This is a genomic window from Thioclava electrotropha (genome assembly GCF_002085925.2).
Classification (GTDB): domain Bacteria; phylum Pseudomonadota; class Alphaproteobacteria; order Rhodobacterales; family Rhodobacteraceae; genus Thioclava; species Thioclava electrotropha.
The window spans coordinates 1,983,104-1,999,498 of sequence record NZ_CP053562.1; the positions used below are offsets into that span (position 1 = coordinate 1,983,104).

Annotated in this window: 15 protein-coding genes and 1 tRNA gene; 8 read left to right on the forward strand and 8 right to left on the reverse strand. The window is 62.4% G+C overall.

The genetic code is table 11. The annotated features are described in order from the left end of the window. Window position 1 precedes the first annotated feature (1 nt). The 6 genes from AKL02_RS09500 to AKL02_RS09525 form a co-directional block, all read right to left on the reverse strand. Complete coding sequence (locus AKL02_RS09500) at window positions 2-1,633, reverse strand: ABC transporter substrate-binding protein (RefSeq protein WP_083077947.1); 1,632 nt, start codon at window positions 1,631-1,633, stop codon at window positions 2-4. 81 nt (window positions 1,634-1,714) lie between these two features. Continuing rightward, a complete protein-coding gene (locus AKL02_RS09505; RefSeq protein WP_078523182.1) occupies window positions 1,715-2,635 on the reverse strand; it encodes an ABC transporter permease in 921 nt (306 codons plus the stop codon). Next, window positions 2,635-3,522, reverse strand: coding sequence for an ABC transporter permease (locus tag AKL02_RS09510; protein ID WP_078550588.1), 888 nt, complete (start codon window positions 3,520-3,522; stop codon window positions 2,635-2,637). The genes AKL02_RS09505 and AKL02_RS09510 overlap by 1 nt, the downstream gene beginning before the upstream one ends. After that, a complete protein-coding gene (locus AKL02_RS09515; protein ID WP_078541264.1) occupies window positions 3,500-4,108 on the reverse strand; it encodes an ANTAR domain-containing response regulator in 609 nt (202 codons plus the stop codon). Before AKL02_RS09515 ends, AKL02_RS09510 begins: the two co-directional genes overlap by 23 nt. After that, a complete protein-coding gene (locus AKL02_RS09520) occupies window positions 4,105-5,208 on the reverse strand; it encodes a transporter substrate-binding protein (protein ID WP_083077894.1) in 1,104 nt (367 codons plus the stop codon). Before AKL02_RS09520 ends, AKL02_RS09515 begins: the two co-directional genes overlap by 4 nt. A gap of 685 nt (window positions 5,209-5,893) precedes the next feature. Then, window positions 5,894-6,481: a hypothetical protein gene (locus tag AKL02_RS09525; RefSeq protein WP_133051958.1), complete on the reverse strand. Its 588-nt coding sequence runs from the start codon at window positions 6,479-6,481 to the stop codon at window positions 5,894-5,896. A 629-nt stretch (window positions 6,482-7,110) separates the two neighbouring features. Between AKL02_RS09525 and dctP the strand changes: the two genes are divergently transcribed. The 8 genes from dctP (at window position 7,111) to AKL02_RS09565 (ending at window position 15,043) form a co-directional block, all read left to right on the forward strand. Further along, window positions 7,111-8,208 carry a TRAP transporter substrate-binding protein DctP gene (dctP, locus tag AKL02_RS09530; RefSeq protein ID WP_078541260.1) on the forward strand — a complete coding sequence of 366 codons (1,098 nt, stop codon included), beginning with the start codon at window positions 7,111-7,113 and terminating at the stop codon, window positions 8,206-8,208. Between the two features lie 92 nt (window positions 8,209-8,300). Then, window positions 8,301-9,623, forward strand: a complete 1,323-nt coding sequence (locus tag AKL02_RS09535) for a TRAP transporter small permease subunit (protein WP_083077895.1) — start codon at window positions 8,301-8,303, stop codon at window positions 9,621-9,623. 3 nt (window positions 9,624-9,626) lie between these two features. After that, window positions 9,627-10,982, forward strand: a complete 1,356-nt coding sequence (locus AKL02_RS09540) for a TRAP transporter large permease (RefSeq protein ID WP_078523188.1) — start codon at window positions 9,627-9,629, stop codon at window positions 10,980-10,982. A gap of 278 nt (window positions 10,983-11,260) precedes the next feature. Beyond that, entirely contained in the window at window positions 11,261-12,136 is an 876-nt protein-coding gene (locus AKL02_RS09545) for an STAS domain-containing protein (protein ID WP_078523189.1), read from the forward strand. 10 nt (window positions 12,137-12,146) lie between these two features. Further along, a complete protein-coding gene (locus AKL02_RS09550) occupies window positions 12,147-12,491 on the forward strand; it encodes an STAS domain-containing protein (RefSeq protein WP_232621759.1) in 345 nt (114 codons plus the stop codon). Then, window positions 12,484-12,903, forward strand: coding sequence for an ATP-binding protein (locus AKL02_RS09555; protein ID WP_232621760.1), 420 nt, complete (start codon window positions 12,484-12,486; stop codon window positions 12,901-12,903). Before AKL02_RS09550 ends, AKL02_RS09555 begins: the two co-directional genes overlap by 8 nt. Next, entirely contained in the window at window positions 12,900-13,910 is a 1,011-nt protein-coding gene (locus AKL02_RS09560) for an ATP-binding SpoIIE family protein phosphatase (RefSeq protein WP_083077896.1), read from the forward strand. Before AKL02_RS09555 ends, AKL02_RS09560 begins: the two co-directional genes overlap by 4 nt. After that, window positions 13,907-15,043 (forward strand): ATP-binding protein, encoded by a 1,137-nt coding sequence (locus tag AKL02_RS09565; protein ID WP_083077897.1) that lies wholly within the window; start codon window positions 13,907-13,909, stop codon window positions 15,041-15,043. The genes AKL02_RS09560 and AKL02_RS09565 overlap by 4 nt, the downstream gene beginning before the upstream one ends. Window positions 15,044-15,205: 162 nt before the next feature. Here AKL02_RS09565 and AKL02_RS09570 read toward each other — a convergent pair. Both AKL02_RS09570 and AKL02_RS09575 read right to left on the reverse strand, forming a co-directional pair. After that, window positions 15,206-15,295: transfer RNA gene (locus AKL02_RS09570), tRNA-Ser, on the reverse strand. 109 nt (window positions 15,296-15,404) lie between these two features. Then, window positions 15,405-16,151: an SDR family oxidoreductase gene (locus tag AKL02_RS09575; RefSeq protein ID WP_083077898.1), complete on the reverse strand. Its 747-nt coding sequence runs from the start codon at window positions 16,149-16,151 to the stop codon at window positions 15,405-15,407. Window positions 16,152-16,395: the final 244 nt, after the last annotated feature.

Below are 16,395 nucleotides of genomic sequence, written 5' to 3' on the forward strand. Positions count from 1 at the left end.
CTTACTCCGTCACGTACACGTAGTCGTAGTTCACCGGGATCGAGACCGGGTCGACATAGAGCGCATCCGCGCCACCCATACGGCCCGACTTCATGGTGTAGCGGTTCTCGTTGAACACCGGGACCCACGGGGCGTCTTCCATGACCTTCATGTAGACGTCGGACCATTTCTGCAGGCGCTCGTCCTGCTTGGCCGGATCGGTGATCGAGTCCGCCTCGGTGGCCATCGCGTCGAGTTCCTCGTTGCAATACCACGACCAGTTCCAGCCGCCCTCGACCGCGCCCGCGCAGCCCAGGATCGGCCCGTAGAAGTTGGACGGATCGGGGAAGTCGGCGATCCACGCCATGCCGCCCGACCAGATCATCGGCGCGGTCTTCGGCGTGCCGCCCGCCTCGATGACGTTGGCTTGCGCCAGCGCCTTGATGTCGACCTTCACACCGATCTGCGACAGGTCCTGCTGGATCGCCTGCGCGATGCGCGGGTTCGGGTCGGTGTTCATCACGTAGAGCTCGGTCTCGAACCCGTCGGGATAGCCCGCATCGGCGAGCATCTGCTTGGCCTTCTCCTGATCGAAGGGATAGCCCTCGTAATCCTTGGTATAGCCCGGCATCGACGGCGGCAGCGGCTGGTTGGCGGGCGTGGCGCGACCGTTGATCATCTGGACGATGCGGTCCTTGTTGATCGCCATGTTCATCGCCTGACGCACCTCGACTTTGTCGAAGGGCTCCATCTGGACGTTGAGCGTGATGTAGCCGGTATGCAGCTGGCCACCCACGACGACCCGCTTGGCCTCATCGGGATTGTCCATCACCTCGTTGAACTTCGCCGGAGGGATGCCGTCGCCGGGCACGTCCACCTCACCCTGCTGCAGCCGCAGCAGCGCCACGATGGGCTCCTGACCGACCTCAAAAGTGATGCTATCGAGATAGGGCACGCCCTCGCGCCAGTAGTCGGCGTTCTTCTCGAACACGAGTTGCTGACCGATGGTCCAGTCAGACAGCTTGAACGCGCCGGTGCCCACGGGGTGCTTGCCGAAATCGGTGCCGTATTCGTCGACCGCTTCCTTCGGCACGACCGAGGCGAAGTTCAGCGCCATCACGTGCAGGAAGGTCGCGTCGGGGCGCGAAAGCTCGATCTTGACCGTGTAGGGATCGACGACGGTCACGCCTTCGAGGCTGGTGGCCGAGCCATCCGCCATCGCGTCATAGCCCTTGATCGAGCCGAAGAAGCCAGCACCCGGCGACTGGGTTGCGGGGGTGGTGACGCGGTCGAGCGAGTATTTCACGTCCTCGGCCGTCATCTCGCGGCCGTTGTGGAATTTCACGCCCTTGCGCAGCTTGAAGGTGAAGGTCGTGCCGTCGTCGGAAATCTCGTAGCTCTCGGCAAGACCCGGGCGCAGCTCGGTGGTGCCGGGGACGTAATCCATCAGACCGTCGAAGACGGATTTGATCATCGACCAGTTCTGCCAGTCATAGCCGATTGCCGGGTCGAGCGTGGCCACGTCGTCCTTGTAGGTCACGATGATATTGCCGCCGGGCTTGGCGTTCGGATCGGGCTGGTAGTCCTGCGCCGAGGCGAAGCTGGCAAGACCCAGCGAGAGCGACAGCGCGCTTGTGGCAAGGATGTTTTTCATCAGGCTCATTTGAGGTGTTCTCCGTCAGTTGGACTTTTCTTTTGGTTCGCTCCCCGGTTGGCCCGGGGTATCTGATTGCGATCAGCGCAGCTTGATGCGCGGATCGATGAAAGGTGTGATCAGGTCGGCCAGCAGGTTGCCCAGCACGATGGCGCAGGCGGACACGAGCGTGACGCCCATGATGATCGGAATGTCGACGCGCTGGATCGCCTGCCAGGCGAGCTGCCCGATACCGGGCCAGCCGAAGACGCTTTCCACGACGACGATGCCGGACATGAAGATGCCGATATCGATCCCGATCATTGCGATGATCGGTAGGATGGCGTTGGGCATCGCGTGCAGTGCCAGCACCCGGAAGCGCCGCAGCCCCTTGGCGCGCGCGGTGCGGATATAATCCGAGCGCAGCACGTCGATCATCGAGGAGCGCATCATCCGGCTGTACCAGCCCGAGCCCATGATCCCGAGCGTGAGCGCAGGCAGCACGAGGTTCGAGAAGCTGCCGTAGCCGCCGATCGGGAACCAGCTCAGCTTGACCGCGAAGACATAGAGCAGCAGCAGCCCGACCACGAATTGCGGCGCCGAAACCGCAACGAAAGAGGTGATCATAAGCGACTGATCGAGCGCGCCGCCGCGCCGGATCGCGGCCACGATCCCCAGCGTGAGCCCCATGATCAGTTCGGCCACGATCGCGCCCAGCATCAGAAGAAGCGTCGCAGGCAGACGCGCGGCAATCAGGGTCGCGACTTCGGTTTTCTGCAGGTAGCTGCGCCCCATATCGCCTTGGACCAGCCCGGTCAGATAGTGCCAGTATTGCACGATGAAGGGCTGATCGAGGCCAAGCTGGTGGCGGATATTGGCCACCGTCTCGGGCGTGGCCGAGCGGCCCGCGATCTGGCGCACCGGGTCGGCGGGCAGCACGAAAAGCAGGAAGAAGGTGATGAAGGACACGCCCAGCAGGATCAGGGCGGCCTGGATCAGGCGGCGGATCAGATAGGCCAGCATCACTCACGCCCTCTCTGCGTCGGGTCGAGCACGTCGCGCAGCGCGTCGCCCACGAGGTTGAAGGACAGCGCCAGCAGCAAGATCGCAGCGCCCGGGATGAAGACGAGCCACGGGGCCGCCTGGAAATAGGTCTGGTTCTCGAAGATGATGTTGCCCCAGCTTGGCGTCGGGGGCTGAACGCCCACGCCGAGATAGGACAGCGTCGCCTCCAGCAGCACGGTGGTCGAAATCCCCAGCGTGCCCCAGACGATGATCATCGGCACCAGATGCGGCAGGATATGGCGGAACAGGATGCGCACCGTACCTGCGCCCAGCGTGCGCTCGGCGGCGACGAATTCGCGCTCGGCCAGCGCGGAGGTCTCGGTGAAGACCACGCGGGCCGTCTGCACCCAGTTCACCAGCGCGATCACCATCGCGACGATCCACAGCGACGGCGTGAAGATCGCGGCAAGACAGATCGCCAGCAGCAGCGCCGGGAAGGCCATCATAAGGTCGGTGAAGCGCATCAGCACCGCGCCGATCCAGCCGCGGAAATAGCCCGCGGTGACGCCGATCAGCGTGCCGATGATCAGCGCGAGGCCATTCGCGACCACGCCGATGATCAGCGAGGTCCGCGCGCCATAGAGGATGCGCGAGAACAGGTCGCGGCCCAGCAGGTCGGTGCCGAGCCAGAACTTCTCGCCCGGCGGCATGGGCGAGCCTTCCAGCGTCAGCCCGTCGAACATCTGCTCCTGCGGCTCGAATGGCGCGATCCACGGCGCGAAGATCGCACCGAGCGTCACGATCGCGATGATCGCGAAGCCCAGAAGCGCGAGCTTGCGGCGCATCAGGCGGCGCAAGGCGCTTTGCGGTCGGGCCGGTCCCTCAGCCAAGGTCGCGTCGGTCATCACTCTTCCTTTGTTCGTCATGGTTGGCGACGATGCGGCGCGCGGCATCCTCGAACGTCACGCGCCAGGCCATCGCCATCTGGCGCAGCTGGTCGTAGGCCTCGGCCTCGCTCTTGCCGCGCGCGGCGAGCAGCGTGACCGCCCGCACCACCGTCTGGCGCTCATCGAGCCTGCGACGCAGATCCGCGATCTCGCCCGAGAGCTGCGCCCGCGCCTCGAAGGCGAGCTGCGCGATCAGCAGCGCCGAATAGACCCCGCCATCGCCCACGGGTTTGAGGATCTGCGCATGTGCGCCGGCCTCCAGCGACCATTCGATCCGGCCGGGCGCTTCGGTGCCGATCAAGGCGATCATCGGCATCGGGCTTTCGCCGGGCTTCCACGGGAATTGCTCGTCATAGCCCTGATCGGCGTCGAAGAAGACGAAATCCCCCGACAGGGCCTCGGCGGGCAGTTCGGGCCAGCAATGGACGACCGTCAGGCCGATCGCGCGCAATTGCCGCTCGAGCGCCTGCACGGTCGCGTGGGGGCGATGCAGGATGTAGGCGCGCGCGCCGCCGAGATCGGGGATGCGGATCTTGCGCTTCATGAGACCACCTTCAGCCGGGGCGCTCCGGGCGCGACCGGATTGCGGCCGCGTGCGAGATAGGGATCGCCCGCGACGGCCTCGAACCGCTCACGAACCGCGAAGGCGCCGTTCTCGACCTGCGCGATCAGGACGGGCAGGGCGGTATGATGGGTCGACAGGTCGATCCCTTCCGAGCCCTGCGGCGCATCGTGCAACAGCTGCGCGAGGCTCTGCTCGGTGGCGTCCTCATGCCCCGAGAGCAAAATCGCGAGGCGATAGACCGACGACCATGCGGCCGCTTCGTGCGAGGAGCCGAAATTGCGCTGCGCCTGCGGCCAGCCGGTCGCGCCCCGGAAATAGGGCCCTGCGGCGACCAGCCCCTCGATCGCGGCGGGGTGGATCGCGGGCAGTTCGCATTCGGTCAGATTGCACGACAGGATCGGGCAGGTCTCGGGGCGGAAATGCGCGTCTTCCTGCCCGAGCTTGTGATAGGCTTCGAGGAAGGCGTATTGCGACGGGCCGATCAGGTTGTTGAGGATGAAGTCGGGCCGGGTCGCGCGGATCTCATTGATCATCCGCTCGACATCCAGCGAACCGAGCGGCAGGTAACGCTCGCCCAAAACTTCGCCGCTGGCGCTGAGGATCACGTCCCGCGCAAGACGGTTCATCTCCCAGCCCCAGATGTAATTCGAGCCGGTCAGGAAGCCCCGCCGCCCGAGCCGCGCAAAGGCCCAGCCAAGCAGCGGCAGCAGATGCTGGTTCGGGCAGGCATGGGTGTAGACGACATGATCGGAGGCCTCGAACCCCTCATAGGGCACCGCATACCAAAGCGTCCCGCCCGCCTTCTCGAGCGTCGGGATCACCTCCTTGCGGCTCCACGAGGTGACGCAGCCGACGACATGTCGCGCATCGCTGTCGCGCAGGATCTCCTCGCAGAGCGGGCCGTAGGCGTCGATATTGCCCTGTGGGTCGCGCTCGATCGGGGCGAAGGTGATCGGGAGATCGGGCATCGAATTGATCTCGGCAATCGCGCTGAGCGCCCCGGTCCGGCAGGCTTCGGAGATCAGCGAGTAGCTTCCCGAGCGGGAATACAGCAGGCCAAGTTCAATCCGTTTCTTCATTTCCACTCTTGCAGACCCTCTGAGCCAAAACGCAAAACGCCCCGCTGACTTGCCGCGGATGTGCGGTGTCAAAGCGAGGCGCGAATGCCGTTCGGGTTATTCCGATGTGTCTTAAGGTTTGCAGCGCGCCCGTCAGCCGACAAGCGCAAATTGCGAAACCGCGCCGGGATCGGGAGGCAGAGCGGGATTTTCGGGGTGAGTTGCATAAAATTTGTGCACAAAAGCGTCATGTGAGAGCGGATTGGTCTCACGCCGCAGTGAGAATCGTCCATGATGAACCGGGCGGTGTCTTCGGACATGGCGGCGCGAACAGGAGCGCGGGTGATCTCATTTGGGGGCGATCAGGCATCGTCTGACGGAGGGGCGGGTTGCCTGGTCTGAGCGTGTCACGGTCTCGACGGTGACGTTCGGCGATTTGGGTGAGAGCCATGCGGGGTAGCGCGATGGAGAGCGCTCTGAAGTGGAGCAAATCCCAGTTTCTGACGGTCTATTCCAATCGGCTTCGGTTTGGAGCATTCGGCGGCTAATACGCCGAATGAGGCCGATGCCGATCTACCAGTAACCCAATACCAGCAGGCCGGTGGCGAGGCGCCTATCTATCCCTACCTACTCACAGATCAGCGCGTGGGTCGCCCGAACAAGGCCTGGCGCATCTCGCAAACTCGCTTAGTGAATGTTGAGAGCATTATACTTTCCCCTCTATCCACACATATAGACTCATCAAAGAGTAAGACACACCAAAGATAAATAAGAACGCCCCCAAGCCTAGCACAAGAGTTTGAACAACAATAAGCAGCAAAGGCGCAACACACAAAAACTTCCCATCAAAAAGGTCAAAATCTGTAAAACTCGAAAAACCAAAGTTATACAAAATTAAAGTACCAAACCCAGTAATAACGATCGACACTCCAGCGGGGTTGTTTAGGAAACTAAATTTAGAAAAATCCCTCGCCGCGACAGCGACGGCCGCCGCCCCCTTCGTTCGGAGAACAGGAGACAGAAAAAAAATAATTGATAGAAATGCACTTATGGCAGAATAAAACAATAGACCAAAATTCATAAGCCATAGAGAGAACATTGGAACCTGCGCACCGCAGGCGTTCCCACGCAACCAAGTCGCATCCAAATATGACGCTGGAAGGAACGACGAACTTGATACATCAAAGTTCGAGAACAACGAGCCAAAAATACCACCGGAAATGAGAACCAAAAAAGCGGGAAGGAGCCAGCCGTAGATAAAGAATACTGCCGCTACCCGAAGAGATAGCTCCAAAAAAGACCTCAAACACGGCCGTTCTCGAAAGCAGATTACTGCGAGTCTCAGCTCTCTTAACAAAGACTTTCCTCTCTAAATATTTTGGCATTTATTTACACTGCCACACTTCGGGAGAGCCCACGAAACACTTCAAGTCTCACTCCATAAAAAGACTGAGAGCCAATGCCGGGTTTTCGAAGTAATCCACATAAAAATGTGCACAAAAGCGTCATGTGAGCGCGGATTGGTCTCACACTGCAGTGAGAATCGCGCGTGGCGATTTCTCAAAAATCGTCTGCAATGACGGTCCAGATCGAAGGGCGCCCGGGTCCTGATGGCGACCGGAGTTTCGGATTGCGACCTGCTCCGTCGCAGCAGTTCCGGGGGTGAGACAGGACGTTCGCCTTTCCCGGGATCACGGACGCACGCAAAATCGTGAATACTTGCGAAATGACATAACCCGTGCAAACCTCGCACACACAGGGGGAGGAAAGAGAGTTTCCGCTTTTGAGGAGAAGCCGGAAGCTTGGCGTTCACGCCGACTCACGAAACCGCGATTCGCTTGGAGGAGTGCTGTCGCGTGTTTTCGACCTCTCTCTCACTTCGGTCCCGCATCTGTCGGGGTCGCAACCAAACGGGGAGGAACCATGAAAAATCTGACCACTCGCAGACATGCGTTACGCACTCTTGCCGCGGCGGGGGCTGCCAGCCTTGCTGCTCCGCATATCGCCTCGGCCCAAGCCAATGGCACGACCTGGAAAATCCAGACCTCGTGGCCGGGCGGCGTCGGTCTCCAGACCTTCAAGGACTGGTGCGCCACGATTCAGGAAAAGACCGGCGGCGAGCTGGCCTTCCAGCCTTTCGGCGCGAATGACGTCGTGGGCGACTTCCAGCTTTACGACGCGGTGAAGAACGGCGTGCTCGACGCGGTCAACCCGTTCACCATCTACGTGCAGGGCATCATTCCGGCGGGTGTGTTCCTGACGTCCTATCCGCTCGGTCTGCGCAACCCGCATGAATTCGACGTGTTCTATTACGGCCTCGGCGGGCTGGAGATGGCGCGCGAGCTTTATGCGGCGCAGGGCATGTATTTCGTGGGCCCCGTCCATCACGGCCCGAACATCATCCACTCGAAAGTGCCAATCCGTTCGATCGATGACTTCCGCGGCCGCAAGATGCGCCTTCCGGGCGGCATGGTCGCCGATGTCTTCGGCGAGATCGGCGCGGAGACCACCGTGCTTCCGGGCTCGGAGATCTTCCCGGCGCTCGAGAAGGGCACGATCGATGTGGCCGACTATGTGGGCCCGGCGGTGAACTACGCGCTCGGCTTCAGCCAGGTGACCAGCTACATCTCGATGGGCCCGCCCGGCATGATGTCGCTCTACCAGCCGGTGGATATCATGGACATCACCGTGGGCATGGATGCGTGGAACAAGCTCAGCCCCGAGATGAAGCAATTCGTCGAAATGGAGACCCACGTCTATTCCGACATGCATCACGCGGCGATCCAGAAGGCCGACCAGGAGGCCTGGGCCAAGTTCGAGGCCGACGGCACCGAGGTCACCCGCCTCAGCCAGGACGATGTGGAGCTGATGACCGAAGTCGCCGTTCCGATCTGGTTCAAATACGCCAATCGCGACAAAGACAGCGCGCGGATCTTCAAGACCCAGCTCGATTACATGATGTCCGGCTCGCTGGGCTATGTGACGCCCGATCTGGTCGACGGGCTGGAACTGAAGCTCTGATTTGATCCGACAGACAGTGTGACGGGCCCGCCCTTTGGCGCGGGCCCGGTTCAACTGATGGCCGGGCATGACCCGGCAACAGGGGGTGGGCAATGCCCAGTATCGACTTTACTCTACCGCATTGGGCCTATTGGGCGGGGCTGATCCTCTTCCCGATCATTGCGGCGACGCTGGCCAACCGGCCACGTAAGACGGAGCGGCGTTATTCGCTCTCCTTGGGCTATTTCATTCTCGTGACCGGGGGGATGCTGGGACTGCATCGCTTCTACGTGAAAAGCCTGCTGGGCTTTCTCTTCATCCCGGTCTTCATCGCCATTCTCTATGCGAATGCGCAAGGTCACGACGCGCGCGGCACGGTCTCCGACATGTCGAACGTGGTGCGCATGGCCGAGCGCTCGCTGGAGCGCGAACAGGAACGCGTCGACACGGCGCAGGCCGATCTGCCCAAGCTGCGCGAGGAGCTGGCCGCCGCCGAGGAAGGCAGCTTCGCTCAGAAGCGCGCGCAGCGAAATGTCGATCGCGCCGAGAAGCGGGTCACGGATGGCGAGGCGGTGATCGAACAGGCGCAGGCCGATCTCGTCGAGGCGCGCCCGAAGCGGGACGCGGCGGCAGCCGTGCTCGCGAAATGGCGCAGCATCTCGAAATATGCCTTCTGGGTACTGCTCGCGGGGATCGTCATCGACGCGCTCCTGCTTCCGATGCTGGTGCGGCGGGCGAATGCCGCGCTGCCCGAGCATGAGGAGGAAAGCGAGGTCGAGCGGCGTCTTGAGGCGCTCGAAGACGAGGAGATGAAAGACGACTCCCGCCACGTCTCGCCGGGCTGGACGGGCTGGATCGACCGACTGTCGCTCAAGGCGGGCGAATTCGTCAGCTACTGGGCGATCATCGCGGTCTTCGTCTATTATTTCGAGGTGATCAGCCGCTACGTCTTCAACAGCCCGACCAACTGGGCGCATGAGGCGATGTATCTGATGTTCGGGATGCAATACCTGATCTCGGGCGCCTATGCGATGCTGACCGAGAGCCATGTGCGCGTCGATATCTTCTACGCGCCGCTGTCGAAACCGCGCAAAGCGTGGGTCGATCTGCTGACCTCGGTCTTCTTCTTCATCTTCGCGGGCACGCTTCTGGTGACGTCGTGGATCTTCGCGATGGACGCGATCGCCGTGCCCACGGGCAACGGGCTCATCTCGCAATGGGCGCGCGGCGAAATTCCGACAGGCGAGATGCTGGCGAACTGGAACCTCGGGCAATGGACCGATGCGAACGTCCGCTGGGGCGAGATCAGCTTCAACGAATGGGAGGTGCCTCTGTGGCCGATGAAATGGGTCATGGTGATCGGCGCTCTGCTGCTTGTTCTGCAGGGCATTTCGAAATTCGCACAAGATCTGCGGATCGTAATGGGCAGGGGCTGATACATGGGACTTGAAATTGGAATTGAGTGGCTGACACTCATCATGTTCGGCTCGCTGGTCGTCCTGCTGATGGCAGGGCTTCCACTGGCCTTCGTCACGGGCGGTCTGGCCTGTGTCTTCCTGTTCGTGCTGGGCGACGAACGCGCGCTCAACATCGTGCCGAGCCGCATCTTCCCGCTGATGACGAACTATCAGCTCTCGGCGATCCCCTTGTTCATCTTCATGGCGTCAATGCTGGAGAGGGCAGGGATCATCAACGAGATGTTCGACGTCATCTACAAGGTGCTGGGCGGGGTGCGTGGCGGTCTGGCTGCGGCCACGATCATCGCCTCGACCGTGCTCGCCGCGATGGTGGGCGTGATCGGGGCGGCGGTGGTGACGATGGGGATCATCGCGCTGCCGGCGATGCTCGATCGCGGATATAACGCGAAGATCGCGATGGGCTCGATCATGGCGGGCGGCACGCTCGGCATCCTGATCCCGCCGTCGATCCTCGCGATCATCTATGCGGTCGTGGCCGAGCAATCGGTGGGCGAGCTGTTCATCGGCGCGGTCATTCCCGGCCTTCTCCTGTCGGGCATGTATGTGGCCTATGTGCTGATCCGCTGCGCGATCAACCCCGAGATGGGTCCGCCGATCCCGCCGGAAGAGCGCATCTCGGGACGCGAGAAGATCCGCCTGATGAGCAATATGTCAGCACCGATCTCGCTGATCGTGATCGTGCTGGGCGTGATCTTCACCGGTGTTGCGACCCCGGTGGAAGCGGCTGGCATCGGCACGTTCGGCGCGATCATCGTGGCGGCGATCCACCGCAAGCTCGACTGGCAGACGATCCGTGAGGCCGCAGTCACGACGCTCAAGGCCTCGGCGATGGTCATCTGGATCATGTTCGGCGCGACGATCTTTGTCGGGCTCTACGTGCTCGAAGGCGGTCAGCAATTCGTGCAGAACGCGTTGCAGGCGACTGGGCTCGGGCCGTGGGGCATCCTGATCATCATGCAGCTCGTGCTGATCATTCTCGGGATGTTTCTCGACTGGGTCGGCATTCTGCTGCTCTGCGTGCCGATCTTCGTGCCGATCGTGAAGGCGCTCGGCGCCGAGGCCTTCGGGCTGAGCGATCCCGACGATCTCGTGCTGTGGTTCGGGGTGCTCTACCTCGTGAACATGCAGATGAGCTTCCTGTCGCCGCCCTTCGGTTACGCGCTGTTCTATCTGCGCGGGGTGGCGCCGCCGGAAATCCCGATGGGCGACATCTTCCGCTCGGCGCTGCCGTTCCTGGCGCTTCAGGTGGTGGGCTTGCTGCTGTGCATGTTCTTCCCGGAGATCATCATCTGGCTGCCGAAGCTGGTCTACGGTTGATCGCTCGCACCCGGACCGAAAGAAATGACAAGCCCCGCGCAGTGCGCGGGGCTTTTTTGTCTGTCGGTTCAGGTTCCTGCCGTAAGCCTTGGCAGGGTGCCACGGGGCATCCTCACGCAGAAAATCGCCGTCTGCGAAAGTCTGCCGGCGACTTTCGGACCTTGAGCGATACTTCTCCGGATCAATCTCCGTTGCGGCAACCGACCCGTCCAAGCCGTTGACTTTACCGCGGCTAATTGGCTTACCTGCTGTATTGAAAAGAACTGGAGTGCCCGCACATGCCGCAAACAGCGACGGCAAATATCCTGAACATCCTCGAATCCGATTTCTCCGGCGTCGTGGAGGAGTGGCTTGGCACTCAGGTGAAAGAGGGCGTGAAACGCTCTGACCTGTTCTCCGACTCCGAGAGCCGTGCGCAGAACCAGGAACTTCTGAAAGCCTTCACCAAGGGTGTCCGCGCGGGCGTCGTGAATGAAGAGTTCAGCCTGGACGACGACGAATGGGAAGACCTGCGCGCCGTCCTCGCCGATGTCAGCAAGGAACGCGTCGGCCGTGGCGTGACGCCGACCGAGATGGCGACCTTCGTGCTGGCCCTCAAAGCCCCGCTGTTCACACGGCTCGAGGCGATGACGGATATCGAAAGCGGCAAGCTCATCAGTGACGTGCTGATGGTGACCCGTCTCGTCGACGCCTTCGCGATCTACACCAACGAGATTTTCATCGGCGAGCGCGACCAGATCATAGAGCGCCAGCGTCAGGAAATGCTCGAACTGTCGACTCCGGTGGTCGAGCTCTGGGATCGCGTCCTCACGCTGCCGCTGATCGGCACGCTGGATTCCGCCCGCGCGCAGGAGGTCATGGAGAACCTGCTGGAGACCATCCTCGAGCGTCAGGCCGAGGTGGTGATCATGGACATCACCGGTGTCGGCACGGTCGACACGCAGGTGGCGCAGCACCTTTTGCGGGCTGCGGCCGCCGTGCGCCTGATGGGTGCGGAATGCATCATCAGCGGCATCAGCCCGATGATCGCGCAGACCATGGTGCAGCTCGGCATCGACGTGGGCACGGTCTCCACCCGGTCCAGCATCCGCACGGCTCTGGCCGATGCATTGCAGAAGGTCGGCTACGTCATCAAAACCAGCGAGGTTTCCTGACGTGTCGGGTGTGACGTCCATAAACCTGGTCGAGAACGCGCTTCTCGTCTCCATTCAGGACGACGTCACCGATACGGAAATCGTTGAGCTGCAGGACACGCTGTCGAACCGGATCGCGAAGGAAAACGTCAAAGGCGTGATCCTCGACATCAGTTCGCTGGAGATCGTCGACACCTTCGTCGGCCGCGTCATTGCCCAGCTCGCTGGCATTTCCAAGCTGCTGGCCGCTGAAACCTACGTTGTGGGGATGCGGCCCGCGGTTGCGGTGACCTTGGTGGAACTGGGAATGTATCTGCCCGAGACCCGTACGGCGCTCAGCCTGACCCATGCACTCACTCAGTTGCGGCGTGCCTGATCCAAACGAAACATCCAGCAGACCCGCGGTTGCGGAGATAACGCTCGCGACCAGTCGCGATGTCGTCGCCGCGCGCCAGGCGGTCGCCCGAATTCTCAAGGAACGCGGGTTGTCGGCGGTGCGGATCACCCGGTTCGCGACGGCTGTGAGCGAAATCACCCGCAACGCCATCGTCCACGGTGGCGGCGGCAAGATTTCAATTTATCTCGACGGTCGTAACGAGTATCTGCGCGTCGAATGCCGGGACCAGGGACCGGGGATCGAAAATGTGACGCTGGCCATGTCCGAGGGCTATACGACCGCGGGCGGGCTCGGCAAAGGTCTTGGCGGGGCCAAACGCCTCTCACATGGGTTCGAGGTCCACTCAGCGCCCGGGAAAGGAACAACCGTTTCCATGAGCGTGAAGCTATGAACCAATGGGTCGAAATTGATGATCGCAGCGCCGTGGCCGTCGTGCGGCGGCTTGCGCGACGTCATGGCGTCGAGATCGGTCTTCCCGAGACACGCGTCGGCGAACTCGCGATCGTGGCCACGGAGGCCGCGACGAACATCCTGCGTTACGCGGAGCGCGGTCGCGCCCTGATCGAACTCGTGCGGCAGCCCGGCGCCGATGTCATCAACATGATCTTCACCGATCGCGGGCCGGGGATCGCGGATATCGACCGGATGTTCCAGGACGGCGAAAGCTCCACCGACTCCGCAGGGCTCGGGCTCGGGGCGATCGTGCGCCTGTCGGATACGTTCGACATCTTCAGCTCGCCCGACACCGGAACGACCATCGTGTGCACCTTCGGCGGGCGACGCGACGGGGCTGATTGCGGCGTCGACGCGGTGGGGCTGCGCGTGTGCCACCCGAACGAAGACACCTGCGGCGATGATTTTCAGATCCGGCAGACCCCGCGGGCAACCGATGTGTTGCTCTGCGACGGGCTCGGGCATGGTCCTGCCGCCGCCGAAGCCGCCAGCGAGGTCATCGAGGCCGCGGGCGCTGCGGGCGGTCTGTCGTCCGAGCCGGGCAAGCTGATGCGCCAGATTACCGAGCGGCTGGTCGGTCGGCGCGGCGCGGTGGCCGCGCTGATGCATATCGCCCAGCCGCAGATGGAGCTGCGCTACGCGGCGCTTGGCAATATCTCCTCCTTGCTGGTCGGCGCGAATGGCATTCGCCGAATGGCGGTACGGGACGGCCGCATCGGTGGCGCGGCGACCCATGGCTATGAGGAAGTCGTGCAACTGGAGGCGGGGGACATGGTGATCCTGCATAGCGACGGTTTGAAAACCCTGCGGGAGGCGCATTTCCCGCCCGGACTGCTGAAGAAAAGCCCGCTCTTGATTGCCGGATTTCTTCTGGATCGGGCCTTCCGCGGACGCGATGACGCCAGCATCGTCGTCTTGCGCATCAACCGGGAGCGCGAGCAGTGAAAACGACGAAGCTCACCACCGTGACCCTTGAAAAAAGCACCGACGTCGCCCGGTTGCGCGATGTCGCGATGACATTGACCAGCGTGCTGCAGTTCAGCTCCTTCGAGCGCACAAGGACCGTCACAGCCGTCGTCGAACTCGGGCGCAACGCGATCGAGCATGGCCAGAAAGGCCGCGCGACCTTCTCGCTCACCGAGGCGGGGGGCAAACCGGCGCTCGGTCTTCTCGTGACCGATCAGGGTCGGGGCATCCCGAAGGAGAACCTTCAGCCCGATGGCGCGCCCTCCTCGGCGACGGGGATGGGCCTCGGCCTTCGCGGCGTACAGCGGATCGCCACGCGTTTCGATGTCCAGACCGGCCATGAGGGCACGCGCATCGATGCGGTTTTCCTGTCTTCGACCGTTCTGCCGGCGGGTGCCCAACTCGTCGACCAGGCGACCGAGGCGCTCGACGCCCTCAGCGCCAAGGATCCGACGGCGGCCCTTAACGAGCAGAACCGCGAGCTGAGCGAGGAAATCACGGAACGCGACCTGCTGATGCAGGAGCTTCATCACCGCACGGGCAACAATCTGGCGCTCATTGCCGCGCTCATTCGCATGAGCAAGTCGCGGGCCAAACAGGATGAAACCCAACAGGTTCTGACCGAGCTCGAAGTCCGCGTCGGGGCGCTCTCCAAGGCCCACGAGCTGATGCAACGCGGAACCGACACCGGTAAGGTCGATCTGGCGGAGATGGCGGCGGAAGTCGCAAGGACGTCGGAGCGCGCCTTCAGCGGCGGAAGCCTCGACGCCAATATCGAGGTGAGCTGCGCAGAGCTGCAACTCGACAGCAAGCTTGCGATCGACATCGGGCTCATCATCGGCGAACTCATTACCAATGCGTTCAAATATGCTTTTGTCGGCAGGGATAGCGGGACCATCCGCGTCGATGTCTCCGGCGATGTGCACAGCGGTATCGCCTTGGTGGTGTCCGATAACGGCATCGGCTTGCCCTCGGATGCCGAGCGGCCGGAGCGGTCGAATTCTCTGGGTTGGCGATTGATCCGAACGCTGACCTTCCAGCACGACGCCACCCTGACCGTGGACGGTACGGATGGGCTGCGCGTGTGCATCGAGTTCCCCGCGCAGGCCTGACAGTCGCGGCATGGCACAGGGATGCGCGCGGTGCAGAAGGGTGCACGGCGAAGGACGCAGGAGCATGAGCCGCGCATGTGGGGCCCCGAGGGTCCGATTGCAGTCGCATTTTCAGGGATTGCGCACTTTCAGAGTGTTGATGTGTCGATCAACAAAGGAAAGTGGCGGAGAGACAGGGATTCGAACCCTGGGTCGGCTCTCACCGACAACGGTTTTCGAGACCGCCGCATTCGACCACTCTGCCACCTCTCCGCATCAGGGGTCGTCTTGTAGGGCGGGATTTAGCCGCCCTCGCGCGCCCTTGCAACCCGTTTTTCGACGAAATTTTCAGATCTTTCGCAAAGCCGTCATAATCGCTGCGTCAACGCATCCGCAGCGCCCCGTCGAGGCGGATGACTTCGCCGTTCAGATAGCTGCTCTGGACGATGAAACCGGCGAGTTTCGCGTATTCCGACGGATCGCCGAGCCGTTTCGGGAAGGTCACTTCCGCGGCGAGACTGTCTTGCACCTCCTGCGGCAGACCCTTCATCATCGGCGTCGCGAAAATGCCCGGCGCGATGGCGCAGCAGCGCACGCCCTGACTCGCGAGATCGCGGGCCAGCGGCAGAGTCATCGCGACGATACCGCCCTTCGAGGCCGCATAGGCTGCCTGACCCTTTTGCCCGTCGAAGGCGGCGATGGAGGCCGTGTTGACGATCACGCCGCGCTCGGGGCCGGGATTGCGGGCCATTTCGGCGGCGGCGAGGCGGGCGACGTTGAAGCTGCCCACGAGGTTGATGTCGATCGTGCGCGCGAAGCTCTCGAGCCGGTGCGGACCCTCGCGGCCCACGACGCGCTCGCCGGTGGCGATGCCTGCGCAATTGACGGCGACGTCGATGCCACCCATCGCGCTCACAGCGGCGGCGATCCCGGCGGCGACGCTGTCCTCGGAGGTCACGTCGACCTCGGCGAAGGTCGCGCCGATCTCGGCGGCAAAGGCCTCGCCGCCGGCGCGGTCGCGGTCGAAGAGCGTCACCTGCGCCCCCGACTCAGCGAAGTGCCGGGCGGTCGCAGCCCCGAGACCCGAGGCGCCGCCGGTGATGACGGCACGAATTTCACTCAACTCCATGTGATCCTCCCTGGAAATGAACGTGTGTTCATTAACCAAAGGAACCCCCGCTTTGTCCAGTCTTGCCAATGCATTTTGCGCCTGCAGCATTCGTCACTTCGATCACGTCTTGTGACACGTTCGGCAAAGCGCCGCTCATGCTTGGAACCAACCGGATTGATTTCGCATTCAGGGGGCATAGGTCCGGGCAACGGATCTGATCCAAAACGTCTCAACGGGGGATGAACCCCCAAGACAGGAGAGA